The 20,249-nt window shown below is 71.7% G+C and carries 22 protein-coding genes, 1 tRNA gene and 1 riboswitch; of the genes, 8 read left to right on the top strand and 15 right to left on the bottom strand.

Annotated features, from left to right (window positions below; genetic code table 11):
* Window position 1: 1 nt before the first annotated feature.
* The gene (locus ACFYO8_RS13590) at window positions 2-409 is read right to left on the bottom strand and encodes a helix-turn-helix domain-containing protein (protein WP_262012819.1); all 408 of its coding nucleotides are present in this window, start codon (window positions 407-409) and stop codon (window positions 2-4) included.
* Between the two features lie 139 nt (window positions 410-548).
* On the opposite strand from ACFYO8_RS13590, the gene ACFYO8_RS13585 reads away from it, so the two are divergent.
* Complete coding sequence (locus ACFYO8_RS13585) at window positions 549-1,415, top strand: aldo/keto reductase family oxidoreductase (RefSeq protein ID WP_354866260.1); 867 nt, start codon at window positions 549-551, stop codon at window positions 1,413-1,415.
* A gap of 9 nt (window positions 1,416-1,424) precedes the next feature.
* Here ACFYO8_RS13585 and ACFYO8_RS13580 read toward each other — a convergent pair whose 3' ends face one another.
* From ACFYO8_RS13580 to ACFYO8_RS13565, 4 genes are all read right to left on the bottom strand, one after another.
* Window positions 1,425-1,694 (bottom strand): DUF6458 family protein, encoded by a 270-nt coding sequence (locus tag ACFYO8_RS13580; protein WP_013283345.1) that lies wholly within the window; start codon window positions 1,692-1,694, stop codon window positions 1,425-1,427.
* Between the two features lie 185 nt (window positions 1,695-1,879).
* Window positions 1,880-3,736, bottom strand: a complete 1,857-nt coding sequence (locus ACFYO8_RS13575; protein ID WP_354866263.1) for an acyl-CoA dehydrogenase — start codon at window positions 3,734-3,736, stop codon at window positions 1,880-1,882.
* Window positions 3,737-3,852: 116 nt separating this feature from the next.
* Window positions 3,853-4,980 carry a PP2C family protein-serine/threonine phosphatase gene (locus tag ACFYO8_RS13570; RefSeq protein ID WP_354866264.1) on the bottom strand — a complete coding sequence of 376 codons (1,128 nt, stop codon included), beginning with the start codon at window positions 4,978-4,980 and terminating at the stop codon, window positions 3,853-3,855.
* A gap of 68 nt (window positions 4,981-5,048) precedes the next feature.
* Window positions 5,049-5,681: a septal ring lytic transglycosylase RlpA family protein gene (locus ACFYO8_RS13565; RefSeq protein WP_354866266.1), complete on the bottom strand. Its 633-nt coding sequence runs from the start codon at window positions 5,679-5,681 to the stop codon at window positions 5,049-5,051.
* Between the two features lie 159 nt (window positions 5,682-5,840).
* Here ACFYO8_RS13565 and ACFYO8_RS13560 point away from each other — a divergent pair, with 159 nt between their 5' ends.
* On the top strand, window positions 5,841-6,389 hold the full coding sequence (locus tag ACFYO8_RS13560) for a phosphoribosyltransferase (protein WP_354866268.1): 549 nt from the start codon (window positions 5,841-5,843) through the stop codon (window positions 6,387-6,389).
* A gap of 40 nt (window positions 6,390-6,429) precedes the next feature.
* On the top strand, window positions 6,430-6,843 hold the full coding sequence (locus ACFYO8_RS13555) for an ASCH domain-containing protein (RefSeq protein ID WP_354866270.1): 414 nt from the start codon (window positions 6,430-6,432) through the stop codon (window positions 6,841-6,843).
* Here the strand turns inward: ACFYO8_RS13555 and ACFYO8_RS13550 are convergent.
* The 4 genes from ACFYO8_RS13550 to ACFYO8_RS13535 all read right to left on the bottom strand — a co-directional run bounded on the left by ACFYO8_RS13550 (window position 6,840) and on the right by ACFYO8_RS13535 (window position 10,391).
* Window positions 6,840-7,721, bottom strand: coding sequence for an LLM class flavin-dependent oxidoreductase (locus tag ACFYO8_RS13550; protein ID WP_387189475.1), 882 nt, complete (start codon window positions 7,719-7,721; stop codon window positions 6,840-6,842). The genes ACFYO8_RS13555 and ACFYO8_RS13550 overlap by 4 nt on opposite strands.
* Window positions 7,722-7,771: 50 nt before the next feature.
* Window positions 7,772-8,824 carry a MerR family transcriptional regulator gene (locus tag ACFYO8_RS13545; RefSeq protein WP_354866274.1) on the bottom strand — a complete coding sequence of 351 codons (1,053 nt, stop codon included), beginning with the start codon at window positions 8,822-8,824 and terminating at the stop codon, window positions 7,772-7,774.
* Between the two features lie 76 nt (window positions 8,825-8,900).
* Window positions 8,901-9,467 (bottom strand): NUDIX domain-containing protein, encoded by a 567-nt coding sequence (locus tag ACFYO8_RS13540; protein WP_354866276.1) that lies wholly within the window; start codon window positions 9,465-9,467, stop codon window positions 8,901-8,903.
* Window positions 9,468-9,497: 30 nt separating this feature from the next.
* The gene (locus ACFYO8_RS13535; RefSeq protein ID WP_355047217.1) at window positions 9,498-10,391 is read right to left on the bottom strand and encodes a LysR substrate-binding domain-containing protein; all 894 of its coding nucleotides are present in this window, start codon (window positions 10,389-10,391) and stop codon (window positions 9,498-9,500) included.
* Between the two features lie 87 nt (window positions 10,392-10,478).
* Between ACFYO8_RS13535 and ACFYO8_RS13530 the strand changes: the two genes are divergently transcribed.
* On the top strand, window positions 10,479-10,874 hold the full coding sequence (locus tag ACFYO8_RS13530) for a VOC family protein (protein ID WP_355014979.1): 396 nt from the start codon (window positions 10,479-10,481) through the stop codon (window positions 10,872-10,874).
* A gap of 9 nt (window positions 10,875-10,883) precedes the next feature.
* Complete coding sequence (locus ACFYO8_RS13525; RefSeq protein ID WP_355014978.1) at window positions 10,884-11,405, top strand: GNAT family N-acetyltransferase; 522 nt, start codon at window positions 10,884-10,886, stop codon at window positions 11,403-11,405.
* Here ACFYO8_RS13525 and ACFYO8_RS13520 read toward each other — a convergent pair.
* The 3 genes from ACFYO8_RS13520 to ACFYO8_RS13510 all read right to left on the bottom strand — a co-directional run bounded on the left by ACFYO8_RS13520 (window position 11,384) and on the right by ACFYO8_RS13510 (window position 13,087).
* Window positions 11,384-11,995: a dihydrofolate reductase family protein gene (locus ACFYO8_RS13520; protein WP_355014977.1), complete on the bottom strand. Its 612-nt coding sequence runs from the start codon at window positions 11,993-11,995 to the stop codon at window positions 11,384-11,386. The genes ACFYO8_RS13525 and ACFYO8_RS13520 overlap by 22 nt on opposite strands.
* 180 nt (window positions 11,996-12,175) lie before the next feature.
* Window positions 12,176-12,658 carry a hypothetical protein gene (locus ACFYO8_RS13515; protein ID WP_355014976.1) on the bottom strand — a complete coding sequence of 161 codons (483 nt, stop codon included), beginning with the start codon at window positions 12,656-12,658 and terminating at the stop codon, window positions 12,176-12,178.
* A gap of 355 nt (window positions 12,659-13,013) precedes the next feature.
* Window positions 13,014-13,087 (bottom strand) — tRNA-Gly (locus tag ACFYO8_RS13510).
* 179 nt (window positions 13,088-13,266) lie between these two features.
* Here ACFYO8_RS13510 and ACFYO8_RS13505 point away from each other — a divergent pair.
* A complete protein-coding gene (locus ACFYO8_RS13505; protein ID WP_355014975.1) occupies window positions 13,267-14,259 on the top strand; it encodes a zinc metalloprotease in 993 nt (330 codons plus the stop codon).
* Window positions 14,260-14,331: 72 nt separating this feature from the next.
* Here ACFYO8_RS13505 and ACFYO8_RS13500 read toward each other — a convergent pair whose 3' ends face one another.
* Window positions 14,332-14,877, bottom strand: coding sequence for a pyridoxamine 5'-phosphate oxidase family protein (locus ACFYO8_RS13500; protein ID WP_354866294.1), 546 nt, complete (start codon window positions 14,875-14,877; stop codon window positions 14,332-14,334).
* A 78-nt stretch (window positions 14,878-14,955) separates the two neighbouring features.
* Between ACFYO8_RS13500 and dcd the strand changes: the two genes are divergently transcribed.
* The gene (dcd, locus tag ACFYO8_RS13495) at window positions 14,956-15,534 is read left to right on the top strand and encodes a dCTP deaminase (protein ID WP_354866296.1); all 579 of its coding nucleotides are present in this window, start codon (window positions 14,956-14,958) and stop codon (window positions 15,532-15,534) included.
* A 64-nt stretch (window positions 15,535-15,598) separates the two neighbouring features.
* Here dcd and ACFYO8_RS13490 read toward each other — a convergent pair whose 3' ends face one another.
* Entirely contained in the window at window positions 15,599-16,630 is a 1,032-nt protein-coding gene (locus ACFYO8_RS13490) for an NlpC/P60 family protein (RefSeq protein ID WP_354866298.1), read from the bottom strand.
* Between the two features lie 12 nt (window positions 16,631-16,642).
* Window positions 16,643-16,781, bottom strand: a riboswitch (cyclic di-AMP (ydaO/yuaA leader).
* 238 nt (window positions 16,782-17,019) lie between these two features.
* On the opposite strand from ACFYO8_RS13490, the gene ACFYO8_RS13485 reads away from it, so the two are divergent.
* Window positions 17,020-19,053 (top strand): peptidoglycan recognition family protein, encoded by a 2,034-nt coding sequence (locus tag ACFYO8_RS13485; protein ID WP_354866300.1) that lies wholly within the window; start codon window positions 17,020-17,022, stop codon window positions 19,051-19,053.
* Window positions 19,054-19,125: 72 nt separating this feature from the next.
* On the opposite strand, the gene ACFYO8_RS13480 is transcribed toward ACFYO8_RS13485, so the two are convergent.
* Window positions 19,126-20,136: a C40 family peptidase gene (locus tag ACFYO8_RS13480; RefSeq protein WP_387188385.1), complete on the bottom strand. Its 1,011-nt coding sequence runs from the start codon at window positions 20,134-20,136 to the stop codon at window positions 19,126-19,128.
* Window positions 20,137-20,249: the final 113 nt, after the last annotated feature.

Genomic DNA, 20,249 nt, shown 5'->3' with positions numbered 1-20,249 from the left:
CTCAGACCCGGCTGTCGTAGGCCGCCCGGTTGGTGAGCACGTCGTCCATGTGCGTCTCCGCCCAGGTCTTCAGGCCCCGGATCATCTCGTGCAGGGAGAACCCGAGGTCGGTCAGCTCGTAGGTGACAGTCACCGGCACCGTCGGCTCCACGGTGCGGGTAATCATTCCGTCGCGCTCCAGGGCGCGCAGCGTCTGGGTGAGCATCTTCTGGCTGACCCCGGGCAGCGTGCGGAACAGCTCGGAGTATCGCCTCGGTCGCGGCTCGCCGGCGCAGTCCGCTCCGAACCGGTGCGAGCCGTCGCTGCGCAACGCGGCCAGCACCAACGTGACCCACTTGTCGGTGATCCGGTCGAGCAGTTGCCGGCTGGGGCACTGGGCCAGGAACGCGTCGTACTCCGCCTTGCTCATTCTCTGCTCCTGCCACGCCGGTGAGCTACGCACTTTTGGGTGCCTACTTCCCCCCGGAAAGTTACACCCCGATAGTGGAGGCCGGGCGCCGCGATCCGGCGGCGCCCATGACGGACGACGAGAGCCAAGAGGTACACGTATGGCCCCCACCAACCTTCCCGGCGGCACCTGGACGCTGGGCGACCTGACCGTCACCCGGTTCGGCTACGGCGCGATGCAGCTCGCCGGCCCCTGGGTGATGGGACCGCCAGCCGACCACGACGGCGCCCTGGCGGTGCTGCGCGAGGCGGTCGCGCTCGGCATCACCCACATCGACACCAGCGCGGCGTACGGGCCGTTCCTCACCAACCGGCTGATCCGGGAGGCGCTGCACCCGTACCCGGATTCGCTGCACGTCGTCACCAAGGTCGGCGCGGACCGGGACCGGCAGGGCGGCTGGCCCACCGCACGGGGTCCGGAGAGCCTGCGCCGGCAGGTCCAGGAGAACCTGGAGACGCTCGGCGTGGACGCGCTCGGCCTGGTCAACCTGCGGCTGGGCGACGCTGCCGGGCCCCAGCCCGGGTCGCTCGCCGAGGCGCTGGAAACGCTCGCCACGCTCCAGCAGGAGGGCCTCATCCGCCACCTGGGCCTGAGCAACGTGACGCCGGAACAGGTGGCCGAGGCACGGTCGATCGCGCCGATCGTCTGCGTGCAGAACCTCTACAACCTGGCCCACCGCCAGGACGACGACCTGATCGACGAGCTGGCCCGGCTGGGCCTCGCCTACGTGCCGTTCTTCCCGCTCGGCGGGTTCACCCCGTTGCAGTCCTCGGCGTTGTCGGCGGTGGCCGAACGCCTGGGGGCGACGCCGATGGGCGTCGCCCTGGCCTGGCTGCTGCGGCGCTCGCCGAACATCCTGCTGATCCCCGGCACCAAATCCGTCGCGCACCTGCGCGAGAACATCACGGGCGCCGGCCGGGCCCTCTCCGGCGAGGACCTCGCCGAGCTGGACCGGATCGGCCGCTGAGACGCGGCGTCAGGACGGCGGGGCCGTCGGCGGCGGCGGGTCGGGCGGCGGCGGCATCATCGCGGTCGGATGCGAGAGCCGGTTCTCCTCCACGATGAGCGTGCGGGCCCGCTTGCGGCGGTCCTGCCAGAACCACAGCGTGGTCAGCAGGACGCCCAGCCCGGCCAGGATGAACACCCAGCCGACCGCGCGCAGGTCGATCCACCAGACGTTGGCCCGGATGGCGAAGGTCATGATCGCGCCGAGCGCGATGAGAAAGATGGCGCTACCAATGCCCATGTGCGCTGCACTCCCCCGTGCGATGGCCTTGGGCGTACTCCGGTCGTGGTCCGCGACGGTTACCCGCCACCGGGCCGCCTATCCACCCCGGGCACGCGCACGACGACGGCCGGCGGGCTGGTGCCCGCCGGCCGTCGTCATGAGGGGAAGAGTGACGTTCTAGGGGTGAAAGCCCCCGGAAGGGCTCAGAAAACCTCCTCCGGGAGGTCCATGATCTCCAGGTCGGTGCCCTCGATGATCCGCCGGTCGGCGCCGATGCGGGGCAGCACCTCGCGGGCGAAGAACCGGGCGGCGGCGACCTTGCCGGTGTAGAAGGACTTGTCGGCCGCGGAGACCTCGCCGGCCAGCGCCTTCAGCGCCACGTCCGCCTGCTTCTGCAGCAGCCAGCCGACCACCAGGTCGCCGATCGCCAGCAGGAACCGGCGGCTGCTCAGGCCGACCTTGTAGAGCGCGCGGGTGTCGCCGCCCTGGGCCTCGCCCAGCCAGCCGGTCATCACGCCGAGGATGTTCTGGATCTCGGCGAGCGCCTTGCCGAGCGCCTGACGCTCCTCCTTGAGCTGGCCGTTGCCGGCCTCGGAGGCGATGTGCTCCTGGATCTCGGCGGCGACCGCCATCAGGGCCTTGCCGTTGTCCCGGACGATCTTCCGGAAGATCAGGTCGAGGCTCTGGATCGCGGTGGTGCCCTCGTACAGAGTGTCGATCTTGGCGTCCCGGACGTACTGCTCCAGCGGGTAGTCCTGGAGGAAGCCGGAACCGCCGTAGGTCTGCAGCGCCTCGTGGCCGAGCAACTCGTACGCGCGCTCCGAGCCGACGCCCTTGACCAGCGGCAGCAGCAGGTCGTTCACCCGCTTCGCCAGCTTGGTGGCCTTCTCGTCACCGGCCGCCTCGGCGATCGTGACCTTGTCCTGCCAGGTGGCGGTGTAGCAGACGAGCGCGCGCAGGCCCTCGGCGTACGACTTCTGCAGCAGCAGCGAACGGCGCACGTCCGGGTGGTGGGTGATGGTCACCCGCGGGGCGGTCTTGTCGGCCATCTGGGTGAGGTCGGCGCCCTGCACCCGGTTCTTGGCGTACTCCAGGGCGTTGAGGTAGCCGGTGGAGAGCGTGGCGATCGCCTTGGTGCCGACCAGCATCCGGGCGTACTCGATGATCATGAACATCTGGCGGATGCCGTCGTGCTTCTCGCCCAGCAGCCAGCCCTTGGCCGGTACGCCGTGCTCGCCGAAGGTCACCTCGCAGGTGTTCGAGACCTTCAGGCCCATCTTGTGCTCGACGTTGGTGGCGTAGACGCCGTTGCGCTCGCCCAGCTCACCGGTCTCCGGGTCGAAGTGGAACTTCGGCACGACGAACAGCGACAGGCCCTTGGTGCCCGGACCGCCGACGCCCTCGACGCCGACCGGACGGGCCAGCACGTAGTGGACGATGTTGTCGCTCAGGTCGTGCTCACCGGAGGTGATGAAGCGCTTCACGCCCTCGATGTGCCACGAGCCGTCCGGCTGCTGGATCGCGCGGGTACGGCCGGCGCCCACGTCGGAGCCGGCGTCCGGCTCGGTGAGGACCATGGTCGAGCCCCACTGCTTGTCGATGAACAGCCGGGCCCACTTCTTCTGCTCCTCGGTGCCCTCGACGTGCAGCACGTGCGCGAAGGACGGACCGGAGGCGTACATCCAGATCGGGGCGTTGGCGCCGAGCACCAGCTCGGCGAGCGACCACCAGAGGGCGCGCGGAGCGTTGGTGCCGCCCAGGACCTCCGGCAGGTCCAGACGCCAGAACTCGGAGTCCATGAACGCCTTGTACGACTTCTTGAACGACTCCGGCAGCGGCGCGGTGAACGTCGCCGGGTCGAAGACCGGCGGGTTGCGGTCGCTGTCCGAGTAGCTGGCAGCCAGGTCCTCGCGGGCGAGGCGGTCGACCTCGCCGAGGAAGCTGCGGGCGGTGTCGACGTCCAGGTCCGTGAACGGGGCCTGACCGAGCGTCCGGTCCGCCCCGAATACCTCGAACAGGTTGAACTCGAGGTCCCGCACGTTGCTCTTGTAGTGGGTCATGCTCGCTGGCCCCGCTTCCGGACAGGTGTTACCGATCAGTAACTCCAGACTGTATTACTCGCCGGTAGGCAACGACAAGCGGATCTCGGAAGTGACAGCGATTACATACTTCCCGTTCATCCGTCGGCGGCGCCGACCTCCCAGCTCGGCACCGCGGCGGCGGTGGCGCTGCGCGGGCCGACGTACTCCATCAGGACCAGCGCGATGTCGTCGTCGAGCCGCCCGTGCACCCACTCGACCAGGGCGGTCTCCAACGAGGCCAGCCCGTCGCCGACGGTGCCGTGGCCGAGCAGCCGCCAGGCCCGGTCGGCGGTGGGGAAGAACTCGCCGTCCCGGCGTGCCTCGCCCAGCCCGTCGGTGAACAGCAGCAGCCGGTCACCCGGTTCCAGCCGCTCCACCCGGGGCCGGACCACGGGCATGAACCCGAGCGGCGGCGCGGGCGCGGGCGGCTCCAACGGGATCACCGCGCCCCGGCGCAGCAGCAGCGGCGGTGGGTGCCCGCAGTTGACGATGGTCAGCGTGCCGCCGCGCTCCTCGACCAGGGCCGCCGTGACGAAGTCCTCGTCGCCGACGTTGCGGGCCACCGCGCGGTCCAGGTCGGTCACCACCGCGCGCAGGTCGGCCCGCTCGTACGCGACGTGCCGGTACGAGCCGAGCACGATGCTGGCCAGGCGGACCGCGTCCAGCCCCTTTCCGCGTACGTCACCGATGATCATGCGAACGCCGTACGGGGTGTCCATCACCTCGTACAGGTCGCCGCCGATCGCGGCGGTAGCGGTGGAGGAGATGTACCGCGCCGCCACCGCGAGCGTGCCGACCTGCGGTCCGAGCGGTCTCAGCACCGCCTGCTGGGCCACCGAGGCGAGTCGGGTCAGCTCCGCGATCCGCTCTGCCTGGCGCTGGCGTATCGCCGCCGTGGCCGCCGCGATCGCGGTGGCCGCCCCGACCGCCGTCACGTTGACGACAGTCACCAGCGGGCTACCCCGCTCGGCGAAGGCGAAGGCGATCCCGATGGCGGTGGCCAGGCCGCCCACCGCGAGCACCACCCGCCAGGACGCCAGTGCCGCCGCGAGGAACGGCGCGACGGCCATCAGCGCGAGGTAGTGCGCCGGGCGGCCGTCGGCCAGCTCCACCGCCACCACGATCGCGAGCAGCGCGAGGGCCGCGCCGAGGCCGGCGCGGGATCCGGGACTCAGCGGGCCTCGGCCCGGCTGGAAGGGTTGCGTGCGTACATCGGACAGCATGCCTGATGGATGTGAGCGGGAGAATGAACCTGGCCCGTCGGTTGTGGAAGTTCTGCCCGAGTGGCCGGTCAGCCCAGCACCTCGTACCGGACGTTCACGTGGCCGAGACCGGTGGCGGCGATGGTCGCGAACGCGGCGCGGGACAGGTCCAGGCACCGGCCGTCGATGAACGGGCCGCGGTCGTTGATCCGCACCACCACCGACTTGCCGTTGGCCGGGTTGGTGACCCGGACCTTCGTGTTGAACGGCAACGTCTTGTGCGCCGCGGTGAGCGCGTTCGGGTTGAACGTCTCGCCGTTCGCCGTCATCTGGCCCTCGGCGTAGAAGGAGGCGCCGCACGAGCCGCTGTCCACGACCTTCGGGCTGCTCGTCTTCTTCGCCGTCGGCGACGGCGCGGTGGTGCGGGGCTTGCTCCGGGAGGCCGCCTGGGTACGGCTCGCCTTCGGGCTCGGGGTGGCCTTCGGTGACGGGCTGAGGCTCGCGCTCGGCGAGGCCGACGCGCTCGGCGAGGGGGCGACCGAGGTGGGGGCGGGCGTGCTGGGCAGGGTCTCGACCGCGACCGGCGCGGCGGGCGGCTCGCCGGCGGTGAGCCGCACGGCGCCGACGGTGCCGCCGACCGCGAGGGCCACACCGACCGCGGCGGTCGCGGCGATGGCGGCGGGCGAGGAGAACTTGCGGGTACGAAGGTGCCTAGCAGCCACCGGCCCGGTCCTTTCGTCAATTGAACAAACCGCCCGGACCGTAACGAGAGAAGCACTTCCGAAGTCAACGTGATCATGGTGTTATGCCCGTATTTACCCTGGTACGTGTAGCCGATCGCGCCACAGTCGATCGGCCGAACGGCCCACCGATCCGCCAGGATGGAACCCGTGCTGACTCGTCGCCTGGTCGAGCTGTTCCGGTGGATCGACCCCGGGCCGGGCAGCACCCACCTGGTCAGCGACATCTCCGGCTGGTGGCGCGACCCCGACGTGCTGGCCCAGGTCGGGCCGGCACTGGCCGGGCTGTTCCCGGGTGACCGCCCAACCGTCGTGATCGCCCCGGAGGTGACCGGGCTGCTGCTCGGCCCGCTCGTCGCGGTCGCCGCCGGCGCCGGCTTCCTGCCCGCGTACAAGGACGGTGGCGAGCGCCGCCGGGCCGGTCCGACGCGCTGGGCCCAGACGCCCCCGGACTACCGGGGACGGCGGCTGCGGGTCGGCGTGGACGGCCGGCGGCTGAACCCCGGAGACCGGGTGCTGCTGGTCGACGACTGGGTCGACACCGGCGCGCAACTGGACGCGCTGCGCCGGGTCGTCGCGGACGCCGGAGCCGACCTGATCGGCGCCGCCGCACTGGTCGCGACCTGCCCGCCCGAGGTGGCCGGGCGGCTGAGGCTGCGCGCCCTGCTCACCGGCGCCGACCTGCCGTGAGCCCGCCGATGGTGACGGAACGTGCCGTAGCGTCGGCGGCATGTGGCCCCGCATCGGTGGATTGCGCGCGCTCGCCCTCGGCACGCCCGGCGAGCTGCGCACCCGACTCAACACCCTCGTGCTCTCCGGTGTGAAGACCGCCACCGCCGGGCTGGTCCAGGAGTACGACGACGAGAACGAGGAACTGGAGTACGTCGGCGAGCGGCAGGTGCTCGTCGACGACGACGACCGGTTCGTCGCCGTGATCGAGGTGACCGGCGTCGAGGTGGTGCGCTTCGCCGACGTGCCGTGGGACTTCGCCCGCGCCGAGGGCGAGGGCGACCGGTCGATCGAGGAGTGGCGCGAGGGCCACGGCGCCTACTGGGCCCGGCAGGGCACGCCGGTCACCGACGACACCCGGATCGTCTGCCTCCGGTTCCGGCTGGTCTCCACCGAGGGCAGCGTCGGCACCTAACCGGCCCGGCGCAGCTCCGGCAGCAGCGCCGCCGCCTCGACCAGCACCGCCTCGTCACCGGCGTACCAACTGCTGGCCCGGGGCCAGTGCGTCACCACGTCGGTGAAGCCCAGCCGGGCCGCCCGGGCCACCTGCTCGACGAGGAAGCCGGCGCTGGTGAGCGAGAACACCGGCGCCGAGTCGAGCGACAGATAGCGGTCGAGCGTCGCCGGGTCACGGCCGGCCTGCTCCAGCGTGCGGTCCATCCGCTCGGACAGCTCCGCCACCGTGCCCCACCAGGTCTCGATGTCGTCGCCGCCGAGCCCGGTGGTGACCCAGCCCTGCCCGAACCGGGCGACCAGCCGCATCGAGCGGGGACCGTTCGCGGCGACCACGAACGGCACCCGGGGCTGCTGGACGCACCCCGGGTTGTTGCGGGCGTCCACAGCGGTGAACCACTCCCCGCGCCAGGTCGTGCCGTCCTCCCGCAGGATCGCGTCGAGCAACTCGGTGAACTCGGCGAACCGGTCCACGCGCTGCCGGGGCGGCAGCGTCTCGCCGCCGAGCACGGCCGAGTCGAAGCCGATGCCGCCCGCGCCGAGGCCGAGCAGCACCCGGCCGCCGGACACGTCGTCGAGCGCCGTGACCTGCCGGGCGAACGCCGCCGGGTGCCGGAAGTTCGGCGAGGCGACGAGCGTCCCCAGCTTCACCCGGGACGTCACGCCGGCCGCAGCGGTGAGCGTCGTCCACGAGTCGAACCACGGGCCGTCGACGAGGTCACGCCAGCCCAGGTGGTCGTAGGTCCAGGCGTGGTCGAAGCCCCACTCGTCCACCTGGGCCCACCGCCGGCGCGCTTCCGACCAGCGCTGGTCGGGCAGGATCACGATGCCGATTCGCATGATCGCCAGGGTACGACCCGGGCCGGACAGTCCGACCCGGGTCGCGGGGATCACGCCGCCACGTCGGCGACCACGCAGGCGACGTTGTCCGGCGCGCCGGCCGCGTACGCCAGCTCGACCAGGCGCTCGACGGCGGTCTCCGGACCGTCCGCCTCCGTCAGCGCGGCGTGCAACGCGCCCGGCTCCACCACCGCGGACAGGCCGTCGGAGCAGAGCAGGTAGCGGTCGCCGGGCAGCGCCGTACGCAGCGCCAGATCCGCCTCCACCTCCGCGCCCGCGCCGAGCGCCCGGGCCAGCAGCGCCCGCTGCGGATGCGCCCCGGCCTCGGCCGGAGTGAGCCGCCCCTGGTCGACGAGCGTCTGCACGTACGTGTGGTCCTGGGTGAGCCGGGACAGCTCGCCGCCGCGCAGCAGGTACGCCCGGCTGTCCCCGACGTGCACCAGCGCGAGCCGGGTGCCGCGCCGCACGAGCGCGGTGAGCGTGGTGGCCGGCTGGTCGGCGTCGGTGGCGTGCGCGCGTACCGCCCGGTCGGCCCGGGTCACCGCGTCGGCCAGCGCGGCGAGCAGGTCGCCCTGCGGCGCGTCCGCCTGCTCCAGCGGCCGCAGCGCGTCCACCGCCGCCGCGCTCGCCGTGGACCCGGCCGGACCGCGTACGCCGTCGGCGACCGCCAGCAGCGCCGCGCTCGCGTACGCGGTGTCCTCGTTGGAGTCGCGGACCGCGCCGGTCTCGCAGCGCGTCGCGTACCGGAAGGTGGTCTCGGACATGGTGGTGCCCCTCTCGCTGAGTGTGTCGGCGAGGAGCGCGACGGCCCGGCCGCGCGCCGCCGTGTCCGCGCTGACCCGCCGCCACCAGGCGTCGAGCGCCTCGGCGGCGGCGGCGGGCGGCAGGCCGCAGACGGTACGGATCTCGGCCAGCGGCATCCCGGCCCGGCGTAGCCCGCCGATCAGCCGGGCCCGGTCCTGCTGCTCCGGCGCGTAGTAGCGGTAGCCCGAGTGCGGGTCCACCGCGGCCGGGGGCAGCAGCCCGCAGTCGTCGTAGATGCGCAGCGCCTTGGCGCTCAGGCCGGTCGCGCGGGCGAACGCCCCGATGGTCAGCAGTCGCACGTGTCCTCCCTCGCGCTCCTCGTGCCGGTCACCGCGACCGGCACCGACCACGCTGGGCCTTGCCGCAGGGGACGGGTCAAAGCGTGGTTGCCGCCAGCTTGGTCAGCATCCGGCCCAGATGCGGCTCGATCGTGCCGGCCGGCGCGTCCGCCACCTCGGCGGGCGTCCACCAGCGAATGCCGGCGAACTCCACCGGATCGGGCGTGAAGCGCTGGTCACGGTGGGCGGAGAGCACGTACCAGAGACTCACGTCGGTGTGCCGCAGCTCGGGCGGGCCGACCGTCTCGGTGACGGTGAGGAACGCCGGGCGCTCGCCGAACGGCGGCGCGAAGGCCGCCGCCACGCCCAACTCCTCCCGCAGCTCGCGGCGCACCGTGTCGGCCGGGTGCTCGCCGGGCTCGACGTGACCGCCGCTGGGCAGCCACATGCCCGCGAGACGGTGGTCGACCAGCAGCACCGCGCCGTCGGCCGGGTCGCGGAGCAGGAAGTACGCGACCAGGTGCGGCGACGGGGTGCGCGGCTTGGCCCGGCGGAAGATGTCCTCCGTGCCGGCCAGCCAGGCAAGCGCCGCCTCCCGGTGCCGCGCCTCCTGGTCGTCGCCAGGTGTCAGCTCCTCGACCAGTGCGCGGATCTCCTCCAACATGCCCGCCGATGTTGCCACCCGGGTACGACGTCAGCCCGGCGGTAGCGGGTTGGCGTCGGCCGCCGCGCGGACGAACTCGCGTACCCGGGAAGTGGTGTTCTCGGCCATCCACACCGGACCGCGACTGATCGGCGGCGCGTCGTGGATCGGCACGTAGGCCACGTCCGGACGGGCGTAGAACTGCCGGGTCTGCTCGCCCACCGGCAGCACGCCCCGCCCCAGCGCGACGAGCGCCAGCATTTCGGAGAAGCTGCCGCCGACCGGGCCCTTCGGCACCGGACGGCCCGCCGGGGTGCGGTCCGGCGTGCGGTCCTGCTTGAACGCGGCCGAGGTCACCGCCGGGTACTGCACCACCGGATGGTCACCGAGCACCTCCAGCGACACCGACTCCTCGGCCGCGAGCGGATGGCCGGCGGCCACCGCGAGCACCCGGCGTTCGCGCATCAGCACCGGGCCGTTCGCCATCCCGTCGAAGGGGTACGAGGCGATCAGCACGTCGATCGTGCCGTCCCGCAGGCTCGACCGGGTGCCGGCCAGGGGCGCCTCGTGCACGTGCACCTCGCAGTCCGGGTGACGCTCGGTGAACAGGGCCACCGCACGCAACAGCACCGGAGCCGTCGACTCGCCCACGTACGCCACCCGCAGCTCGCCGGTGAGCCCGCGCCCGGCGTCCACGGCCCGCTGGACCGCCGCCTCGATGCCGGCCACCAGCGGGCGCATCTCCTCGGCCAGGCGGACGCCGATCGGGGTGAGCCGGACGACCCGGCTGGTGCGCTCGAACAACGGCGCGCCGATCCGGCGTTCCAGCTTGCGCACCACGTGGCTGACCCGGCCGGTGCTCACCCGCAGCCGCTCGCCGGTCCGCCCGAAGTGCAGTTCCTCGGCCAGGGTCAGGAACGTCTCGATCTCGTACCGCTCCAGCACCGGAGCACCTCCGTCGTTGCCTGCGGGTCAACGATCGTAGTCCGGATCGGGCTTGGTCCCGGTGGTGCGGCGGACCAGGGTAGACGCATGCACAACGATCTCGTGACGGTGACCGGTTTCGACCACCTCGTGCTCTCGGTGAGCGATGTCGAACGCTCGCTCGACTTCTACTGCGGCACGCTCGGCCTGGCCCCGGTGCGGGTCGACAGGTGGCGGGCCGGCGAGGTGCCCTTCCCGTCCGTACGCGTCGACGCCGGCACCATCATCGACCTGGTACGGGGCGAGCCGGGCGGGTCCAACGTGGACCACTTCTGCCTGGTGGTCGAGCCGGTCGACTGGCAGCGGGTGGTCGACTCCGGGGTCTTCACCGTGCTGACCGGCCCGGTACCGCGCTTCGGCGCGCGCGGCACCGGCACCTCGATCTACGTCAGCGACCCGGACGGCAACACAATCGAACTGCGCTCCTACCCGGCCGACGCCTAACCTGGTCCGATGCCGGAGCTGGAACGACTCGCCGCTCACCACGCACCCGCCGTGCTGCGGTTCGAGCGGGAGAACCAGGCGTACTTCGCCCGGTACGTCCCCGACCGGGGCGACGACTACTTCACCCGGTACCCCGCCCGGCACGCGGCCCTCCTGGACGAGCAGGAACGCGGCACCTGCCACTTCCACGTGCTGGTCGACGAACACGGCACCGTGCTCGGGCGGTTCAACCTGGTCGACGTGGCGGACGGCAGCGCCGAGCTGGGCTACCGGGTGGCCGAGCGCGCCGCCGGGCGCGGGCTCGCGAGTGAAGGCGTACGGCGCGTGTGCGAGCTGGCCCGCACGACGTACGGCCTGCGCCGGCTGGTCGCCTCGGCGGCGCTGGCGAACCCGGCCTCACTGGCGGTGCTCCGGCGTGCCGGTTTCGTGCCGGACGGCACGGGTTCCGACTGCGAGGTGGATCTCGACGGGCAGCCCGGCCTGCGACACGTGCTCGACCTCCGCGCGCCCTACGCGGCGGCGTCCCCGTAGACGGGTGCGCCGGCCGGCTCGTACGTCAGTTGCAGCGTGCCGTGCGCGTGGGTGACCGACTCGGTGAGCCGCAGCGCGCTCGGCACCGTTCCCTCGCCGAACAGGCGCTTGCCGGTGCCGAGCACGACCGGATACAGCCACAGGTTGAGCCGGTCGACGAGGCCGGCGCGCAGCAGCGACTGCACCAGGTCGAGGCTGCCGATCACGTGCACCTCGTCGTGGCGGGCCTTCATCTCGGTCACCCGCTCGGCCAGGTCGCCGCTCACCAGCGTCGAGTTCGCCCAGGCCAGCGGCTCGGTCAGGGTGCGGCTGGCGACGTACTTGGGCACGCCGTTGAGCAGCCCGGTGAAGGGCATGTCCGCGGGCGCCTTGGGCCAGTAGCCGGCGAAGATGTCGTACGTCTTGCGGCCCAGCAGCAGCGCGTCCATGCTGCTCGCCCGCTGGAACATCACCGCGCCGGACTTGTCGTCCAGCAGCGGCATCTGCCAGCCACCGTGGCTGAAGCCGCCCTCGCGGTCCTCGTCCGGTTCGCCGGGCGCCTGCGCCACGCCGTCGAGGGTCAGGAACTCGGTCACGATCAACGTACCCATGGGTCTGCTCCTTCGGTTTCCGCTCCGTCAACCGGTAGACCCGCCGACGATCCGCGACTCATCGCCGCCGGAATCACCTGTTCGACGAAGTGGCCCGACGCCGGCTCGGCCTGCCCGATGCCGAGCGGTGGGCCTGACCGCCCTCACGACGATGCGTCGCGTGCTCGGTCCGAGGGCGTGTCAGCGAGCGGCGTCCCGGGGCGCGTGAGCGGCCCAGGCCGCGAGCCGCCGCGTCAGCTCAGCGAGCCGGGTCCGGTACTCGTCACGTACCTGCCTGTCGGTGCCCGCCGGCATACCCGCCGGAAGCTCCAGCCAGAACTCCTGGGTGAGACGGCAGGAGTCGGGACCGAGCGGCACGACGGTGAGCACGCCGCCGCTGGGGCATCCGGCCGTCAGGGTACGGGTGACGGCACGACGACCCGGTTCCATCTCGACGACCTCGTGGATGACGCCCATCCGGTCCGTGGGGGTCCGATGCACGAACGCCTGGATCTCGCCGACTCCCTCCGGGCCGGGCAGCGTGACGCCGAGCTCCACCGAATCGTGCATCGCGACCGACGAGGCCGGATCCCACATGAAGCCGAAGGCCGCCTCCGCGCTGGTGGGCAGGTCGACGGTGGCCGTCTCCCGTACCTGCACCGGCGTGGTCGTCACTCTGATCATCCGCAGACGTGATCGCACGCCGCATTGTGTCAGTCGATCCGCCGACGGTGAAGGCCCGTGGCGACGATGGACGCCGATCTCCGCCGGCAGCCCTGGGTCGAGCCCGAATCGTTACGACCGTTCTTCGGGACGGCGACCGGGTGTTGCTGTGCCGTGCTGTCGCCCAGGCGGTGAGCGACGCGGTGAAGGCCGAGCGCAAGAAGGCCAAGAAGTCGGCGCGCGGCTCCTCGGACAAGGCCAAGGGCGAGAGCAAGAAGCGTGGCCAGTGGCCCGTGGATGGCCCGACGGGTGCTCGTGGCCCAAGAAACGTCGAAGGCCCTGGCTGGGACTCGCATCCTGACCAGGGCCTTCCGCGTGGAGCGGGTGACGGGAATCGAACCCGCACTGTCAGCTTGGGAAGCTGATGTTCTGCCATTGAACTACACCCGCAGGCGGCATCACTCTACCTGAGGTCACCACGCCCGTGCACCCAGGCACCCCCAGGCGCGAAGTTGCACGCCGGAAACCTATGGGCGTTCTCAAATGCGTCGATGCGATGTAACGTCTGCCCCACGTTTCCGAACCGGCGTGACACACCCCCTGGCACGCCGTCAGAAAGAGGTGGGCCCATGGGACTCCGTCCCGACCTGCTGACCCGGCGTACCGCCGGTGTCGCGACGTCGACCCTCGCGCTGCTGCTCAGCACCGCCGCCGTCGGCGTCGTCCCCGCTGCTTCGGCCTTCTCGGCCGCCCCGGCCGGCGTCTGCGCCGAGCCGGTCGGCGCCCACGCCGACGAGTACGCGAACGCCCGCGTCGCGAAGGGCGGCAACGCCAAGCTCGACCCCAACCACCTGACCGCCCAGCAGGTCCGCGACCGTGAGGCCGACCTCGCCGCGGCGCAGCGCGAGCGGGCCAACTTCCGGACCGGCGCCGTCGCCCCGCTGGCCACCGTGACGATCCCGGTCGTCGTGCACGTCATCCAGGAGAACAGCACCCGGGCCGGCGGCAACATCACGGACTCGATGATCAACCAGCAGATCACCGTGCTGAACCAGGCGTACGCGGGCTCGACCGGCGGCGCCGCCACCGCGTTCGGGTTCCAGCTCACGAAGATCAACCGGGTGACCAACACGTCGTGGTACCCGATCGTGCAGGGTTCCTCCGCCGAGCGCTCGATGAAGACCTCGCTGCGTGTGGGCGGCAAGAACACGCTGAACATCTACCTCGGCGAGCTGAGTGACAGCCTGCTGGGCTGGGCCACGTTCCCGAAGCGGACGCTGGACAAGATGGACGGCGTGGTGGTGCTCAACGAGTCGCTGCCCGGCGGCACCGCGACCAACTACAACCAGGGTGACACCGGCACCCACGAGGTCGGCCACTGGCTGAACCTCTACCACACCTTCCAGGGCGGCTGCTCCGGCTCGGGCGACAGCGTCTCCGACACCCCGGCAGAGTCGTCCCCGGCGTACCAGTGCCCGACCGGGCGGGACACCTGCTCGACCACCGGCAAGGACCCGATCACCAACTTCATGGACTACACGTACGACTCCTGCATGTACCAGTTCACCGCCGGCCAGGCGAGCCGCATGCTCACCGCGTGGAACGCCTACCGCGCAGCCTGACCTCATCGCACCACGTACACCGGTGCCGGCCCTGTCCTCGGACGGGCCGGCACCGTTCGTTTCGGGTCGTGGTCAGGCGGCCGGGCGGCGGGTGTCGAAGCCGTGCCGGCCGCGAAGGCCCTCCGCGGCGACCGGCTCGCGCCGGGCCGGTTCGGCCCCGCGCGGGTCGAGCCAGACCCGCACCTGCGGCGGGGCGGCGCCGGGCTGGGCCACCGGGTCGCGCCGGGTCAGCATCGCCGCCTCGACGGTGAACTCGAACAGCCGCCAGTCGCCCTGGGGCGACGCCCGGGCGATCCGGGCCAGCCGCGCGACCGTGGCCGGGTCGGTCACCGGCTGCGCGCGCCCCGCGATGTACGCCTCGTCGTCGCTCTCCTCCGGCGGGAACGAGTGCAGCGCGTAGCGGCCGTCGCGTTCCAGGTCGCGGCGCTTCGGCGAGTCGACGACGAAGCACCAGAGCCCGTCGGCGGTGATCACGGGGGAGACCGGGTGGACCCGGGGGCCGCCGTCGGCTCGGACCGTGGCGAGGTAGCCGAAGCCCGGCCCGTACTGCTGCATCAGGAGGCGGATCTCGTCGGCGAGGCAGGGCTCGTCGGCGGCGAATTCGGACCAGGAAGCCATGTGGACACTCTATCGAACACATGTACGAAGATGTAGTGCGACACGCAGGTCACCCATACCGGTCGCTATGGTGTTCCGATGCTGCTCTCCGACCGCGACCTGGTCTCCGAGATCAAGGCCGGCACGCTCGCGCTGGAGCCCTTCGAGCCGACGCTGGTGCAGCCGTCGAGCATCGACGTACGCCTGGACCGGCTGTTCCGGGTCTTCAACAACCACCTCTACACACACATCGACCCGTCGAAGCAGCAGGACGACCTGACCTCGATGGTCGAGGTGCCGGAGGGGCAGCCGTTCGTGCTGCACCCGGGCGAGTTCGTGCTCGCCTCCACGCTCGAGGTGATCTCGCTGGGTGACCAGCTCGCCGGGCGACTGGAAGGCAAGTCGAGCCTGGGGCGGCTGGGGCTGCTGACCCACTCGACCGCCGGCTTCATCGACCCGGGCTTCTCCGGCCACGTCACGCTGGAGCTGTCGAACGTGGCGAACCTGCCGATCACGCTCTGGCCGGGCATGAAGATCGGCCAGCTCTGCATCTTCCGGCTCTCCTCGCCGGCCGAGCACCCGTACGGCTCGGCCGTCTACGGCTCGCGTTACCAGGGCCAGCGCGGCCCGACGCCGAGCCGGTCCTGGCAGAGCTGGCGCACCTGGCCGACGCGCTGACGGCGCCCGCGGCTGTCGAGAGGGGCCCCCTCCGCTGCCGGAGGCGTCAAGAGAGGGCCCTTCCTCACACCCGGCCGTAGCTGTTGATGTCGCCGTCGTCGACCCGCTTCATCGTGATCGGCTTGCCGGACTGGGAGGCGTGCACCACCCAGCCGTCGCCCACGTACATCGCCACGTGGTGCAGGTCGCCGTAGTAGAAGACGAGGTCACCGGCACGCAGCTCGGCCCGGCTGATCCGCTTCGTCACGCCGTGCTGTTGGCGCGCGTTGTGCGGCAGCGACACACCGCCCTTGGCCCAGGCCGCCATGGTCAGGCCCGAGCAGTCGAAGTGGTCCGGCCCGGCCGCGCCCCAGACGTAGATCTTGCCGATCTGGGCGCAGGCGAACTTGACCGCCGCACCGGCCGCGCCACCGGGGTAACCGGCCGGGCAGGGCGCCGGGCGCAGCGGGCCGCCACCACCCTTGCCGTACACCTTGAGCCGCAGCTTCTGCAGCCGGGCGATCTCGGCGTCGATCTGCTTCTTCTTCGCCGCGAGCTGGGCCTCGGTGCGCGCCAGCCCGGCGATCATCTCGTCCAGCGGCTTCTTCTTCGCCGCCAGCTCGTCGCGCAGCGCCGCGACGGAGCGCACCTGCTCGTGCTGCCGGTGCGCGAAGCGGTCGAGCAGTTCCAGGCCGTTGACCAGGTCACCGGGCGAGCGGCTGCCGAGCAGCGCGTTGACAGTGGACAGGTTGTCGCCCTTGTAGGCGTCGGCGGCGAGCCCGCCGACCTGGCCGAGCGCGGCGTCCACCCGGGCCTGGAGGGGTGCGATCTGCCGGCCGAGCGCGTCGGCTTGCTTGCGCCGCGCGGCGAGTTGCTCGCGTACGGCGTTCACCTGCTCGATGACCGGTTCGAGCTTGTTCCAGTCGCGGTCGATCTGGGCTTCGATCTCGGCGACCGAGGGTTCGGCGTGTGCCGCCGTGGCGCCGCCGGTCAGGACGACGGCGGTGCCGACCAGGGCGGCGAGTGCGGTGGTGAAGCGGGACCAGCGGGTACGCGGCACAGCCGTGAACCGGTCGACCGACCGGCTCGACGACGGCCGCGGGGCATGGAGTGCCACCGGGCGTCCGTACTCCTTCTTCAGTTCCGCCTACCGGGTTAGCTGACGGATTCGGGCGGGAAGGGAGCCGCCCTACCGCAGCAGCGCTGCGGATTCACCCCAGGTACCTGGTTCCCCGGCTCGCCCGTGGGCGACTCGGCGGTGCCGGACCGTCACCGACCGGGGTGGACGGTGAGACATGCGGCCGACGATTCACCAGAGTAGGGACCACAGTTATCGATCCGCAACTTCCGGCGGCGTGACACTCCGTACGCGATGCGGCAGCGCGCCGCGAGCGGAGGCGAAATTTTCTTTCAAGACTGATTACCCACTGGAAAGGTATTGACCATCGCGGGTGTGCGGAGTGAGGGTGGAAACGCAGTGACCCCCATCCCTGTCCAGGAGGTTCGATGCACCTCTCCGCCCCGCCGTCAGGCAGACGGATACTGCTCGCCGCCGCCGTGGTGACCGCCACCGCGCTGGCGACGACCGGCCCGGTGAACGCCGCGCCGGACACGTCCGCGCCCGCGAGCGACAGGCAACAACAATACGCCGCCGCGGCCGCCGAGTACGGCGTCCCGCAGAACGTGCTGCTCGGTGTCTCCTACCTGGAGTCCCGCTGGGACACCCACACCGGGCAGCCGAGCACCAGCGGCGGATACGGCCCGATGCACCTGACCGACGCCGCGCACATCCTCGCCACGCCGGGCAGCGCCCACGTCGACGAGGACGAGGACCCGCGCGGCGACGACTCCCGCCCGCTGAAGCTCGACCCGGCCACGGCCGCCACGCCGGAGCGGGAGACCCCACTGCCGCCCGCCTCGCTCCAGACGCTCGACGCCGCCGCCGCGCTCACCGGGCTCGACGCGGGGACGCTGCGGACCGACCCGGCCGCGAACATCCGCGGTGGCGCGGCGCTGCTGGCGTCGTACCAGAAGGCCCTGGGCGGGCCGGTCGGCGCCGGCACCGACCCGGCGGCCTGGTACGGGGCGGTGGCCCGGTACTCCGGCGCGGACACCACCGACGGCGCGGCGGCCTTCGCCGACGAGGTGTACGACCAGCTCGGCCAGGGCGCCAGCCGGACCACCGACGACGGCCAGCGGGTCACGCTCGCCGCCACCGCCGCGAAGCCGGACCGCTCCCGGCTGGCCCGGCTCGGCCTGCGCAACGCCGAGCGGCCGGACGGGCTGGAGTGCCCGGTCCGGCTGGCCTGCGAGTGGATCCCCGCGCCGTACGAGCAGCTCAGCGACGACCCGGGCGACTACGGCAACCACGACCTGGGCGACCGGCCGAAGCAGCAGAAGATCGAGTACATCGTCATCCACGACACCGAGGGCTACTTCGGCCCGAGCGTCGACCTGGTGAAGCGGGCCGACTACCTGGGCTGGCACTACACGCTGCGCTCGGTGGACGGCTACATCGCCCAGCACATCAAGACCAAGGACGTCGGCTGGCACGCCGGCAACTGGTACGTGAACGCGAAGTCCATCGGCCTGGAGCACGAGGGCTTCGCCGGTCAGGGCACCTGGTACACCGAGGCGATGTACCGCACCTCCGCCAAGCTGGTGCGCCACCTGGCGCTGAAGCTCGGCATCCCGATGGACCGGCAGCACATCATCGGCCACGACAACGTGCCCGGCATCAACGCCGGCGCGGTGGGCGGCATGCACTGGGATCCGGGACCCTACTGGGACTGGTCGCACTACTTCGACCTGATGAAGGCGCCGTTCCGCACCACCGGCACGGCGCGGACCGGCCTGGTCACCATCGACCCGGACTTCGCCACCAACCGGCCGGCGTTCGTCGGCTGCAACCAGCAGCCGCCGGGCGTCCCGACGCCCAGGCCGCCGGCCGAGCCGTGCCCGTCGCGCGGCTCATCCTCGGTGATCCTGCGGACCGCGCCGAGCCCGGACGCCCCGCTCGTGAACGACCTCGGGCTGCGCCCGGACGGCACGCCGGACACGATGTACATCTCCGACCACGGCGCCCGCGCCTCGGCCGGTCAGACGTACGCGCTCGCCGGCCGGCAGGGTGACTGGACCGCGATCTGGTACCTCGGCCAGAAGGCATGGTTCCTCAACCCGGCCTCCGCGCCGACCGCCAAGTGGGCCACCGGCTTCGTGGTGACCCCGCGGCCCGGCAAGGCCACCATCCCGGTGTACGGGCGGGCCTACCCGGAGCAGGCCGCCTACCCGGACACCATCCCGTACCAGACCATCTCGCCGCTTCAGTACACGTTCGCGGCGGGCCAGCGGTACGCGGTCGGCGGAGTGCTGCCCGGCGAGTACTACCGGGCCGTCTCGTTCGACGGCTCGGCCCCGGGTGACCGGACCGTGGTACGCGGTGAGAACCGCTACGTGCAGGTCCAGTTCGGCCACCGGATCATGTTCGTGAACCTGGACGACGTGCTGATCCTGCCGTCCCCGGTCGGTGCGCCGCGCTGATCCCGTCACCGTACGGCGAGAGGCCCCCGGTCCATGCGGACCGGGGGCCTCTCGCGTGGTACGAGGTGCGGGTCAGGCGACCCGGACGAAGCCGGCGAGCGGCTGGGTGCTGATGCTCGACACCTGGACCGGTTTACCGGTTCGTGGCGCGTGCACCATCACCCCATTGCCGAGATAGAGCCCGACGTGGTGCAGATCGGAGCCGAAGAACACCAGGTCACCAGGTCGCGCCTCGGAGCGGGACACCTTGCGGCCCTCGTTCCACTGCGCGCCGGTGAAGTGGGTGAGCGAGATGCCCGCCGCCTTGTACGCGTACTGGGTGAGGCCGGAGCAGTCGAACGAGTTCGGGCCGGTGGCACCCCACACGTACGGGTCGCCGACCTGGGCACACGCCGTCTTGATCGCGGTCCGCGCGGCGCTGCTCACCACACCGTCGACGGCGGGGCAGCCCGCCGGGCGGATCGAGGTCACCGGCAGCATGGCGGTCAGCCGCTTGATCTCCGAGTCGATCTGCTTCTTCTTCGCCGCGAGATCGTTCTGCTGCTTGATCTCCAGCGCGATCAGCGCGTCGAGCTTCTCCTTCTGCTTGTTGTACTCGTCGCGCACCTTGAGCACACCGGCGATCTGGCGGCGCTGGTCCTCGGCGATCCGGTCCAGCATGACCAGCTGCTCGGCCAGCGCGCCCGGCTTGGAGTTCACCAGCAGCGCGCCCAGTTCCTGCGACGGGCCCTGGATGTAGTAGCGGGCCGCGATGTCGCCGACCTTGTTCATGGCGAGCGTGGAGGCCAGCTCCAGCGGCACCATCTTGTCCTTCAACGCCTTGGACTTCTTCTGGTTGGCGCGCAGCTGCGAACGGACCTTGTTGAACTGCTCGATCGTGGGTTCGAGCTGCTGCCACTGCTTGTCGATCTGCGCGTCGATCTCGTCCACCGACGGCGCCGCGTGCGCCGGGGCCGTCAGCATTCCGGCGCCGACCGCGGCGGCCGCGACCAGGGTGACCAGACGGTGGACCACCCGTCGGAACCCGGCCCGCCGGATGGGTGGTGCGCTCGGGGCGTGACGTTGAGGGGGCGTGGTTGCCACCGGCACGGACTCCTTTGCAACCGACCGCCGGGCGCCTCGCGAGAGGGAAGATCGAGGCAGACGACCCACAGCGGTCGGTGCCCAACATTAGGGAAGGCGTCCGGTGGAATCAA

The organism is Micromonospora sp. NPDC005257 (assembly GCF_042872445.1).
Taxonomy (GTDB): Bacteria; Actinomycetota; Actinomycetes; order Mycobacteriales; family Micromonosporaceae; genus Micromonospora.
Note: the sequence above shows the minus strand (reverse complement) of the source record. Positions and strands in the feature narration are given on the sequence as shown.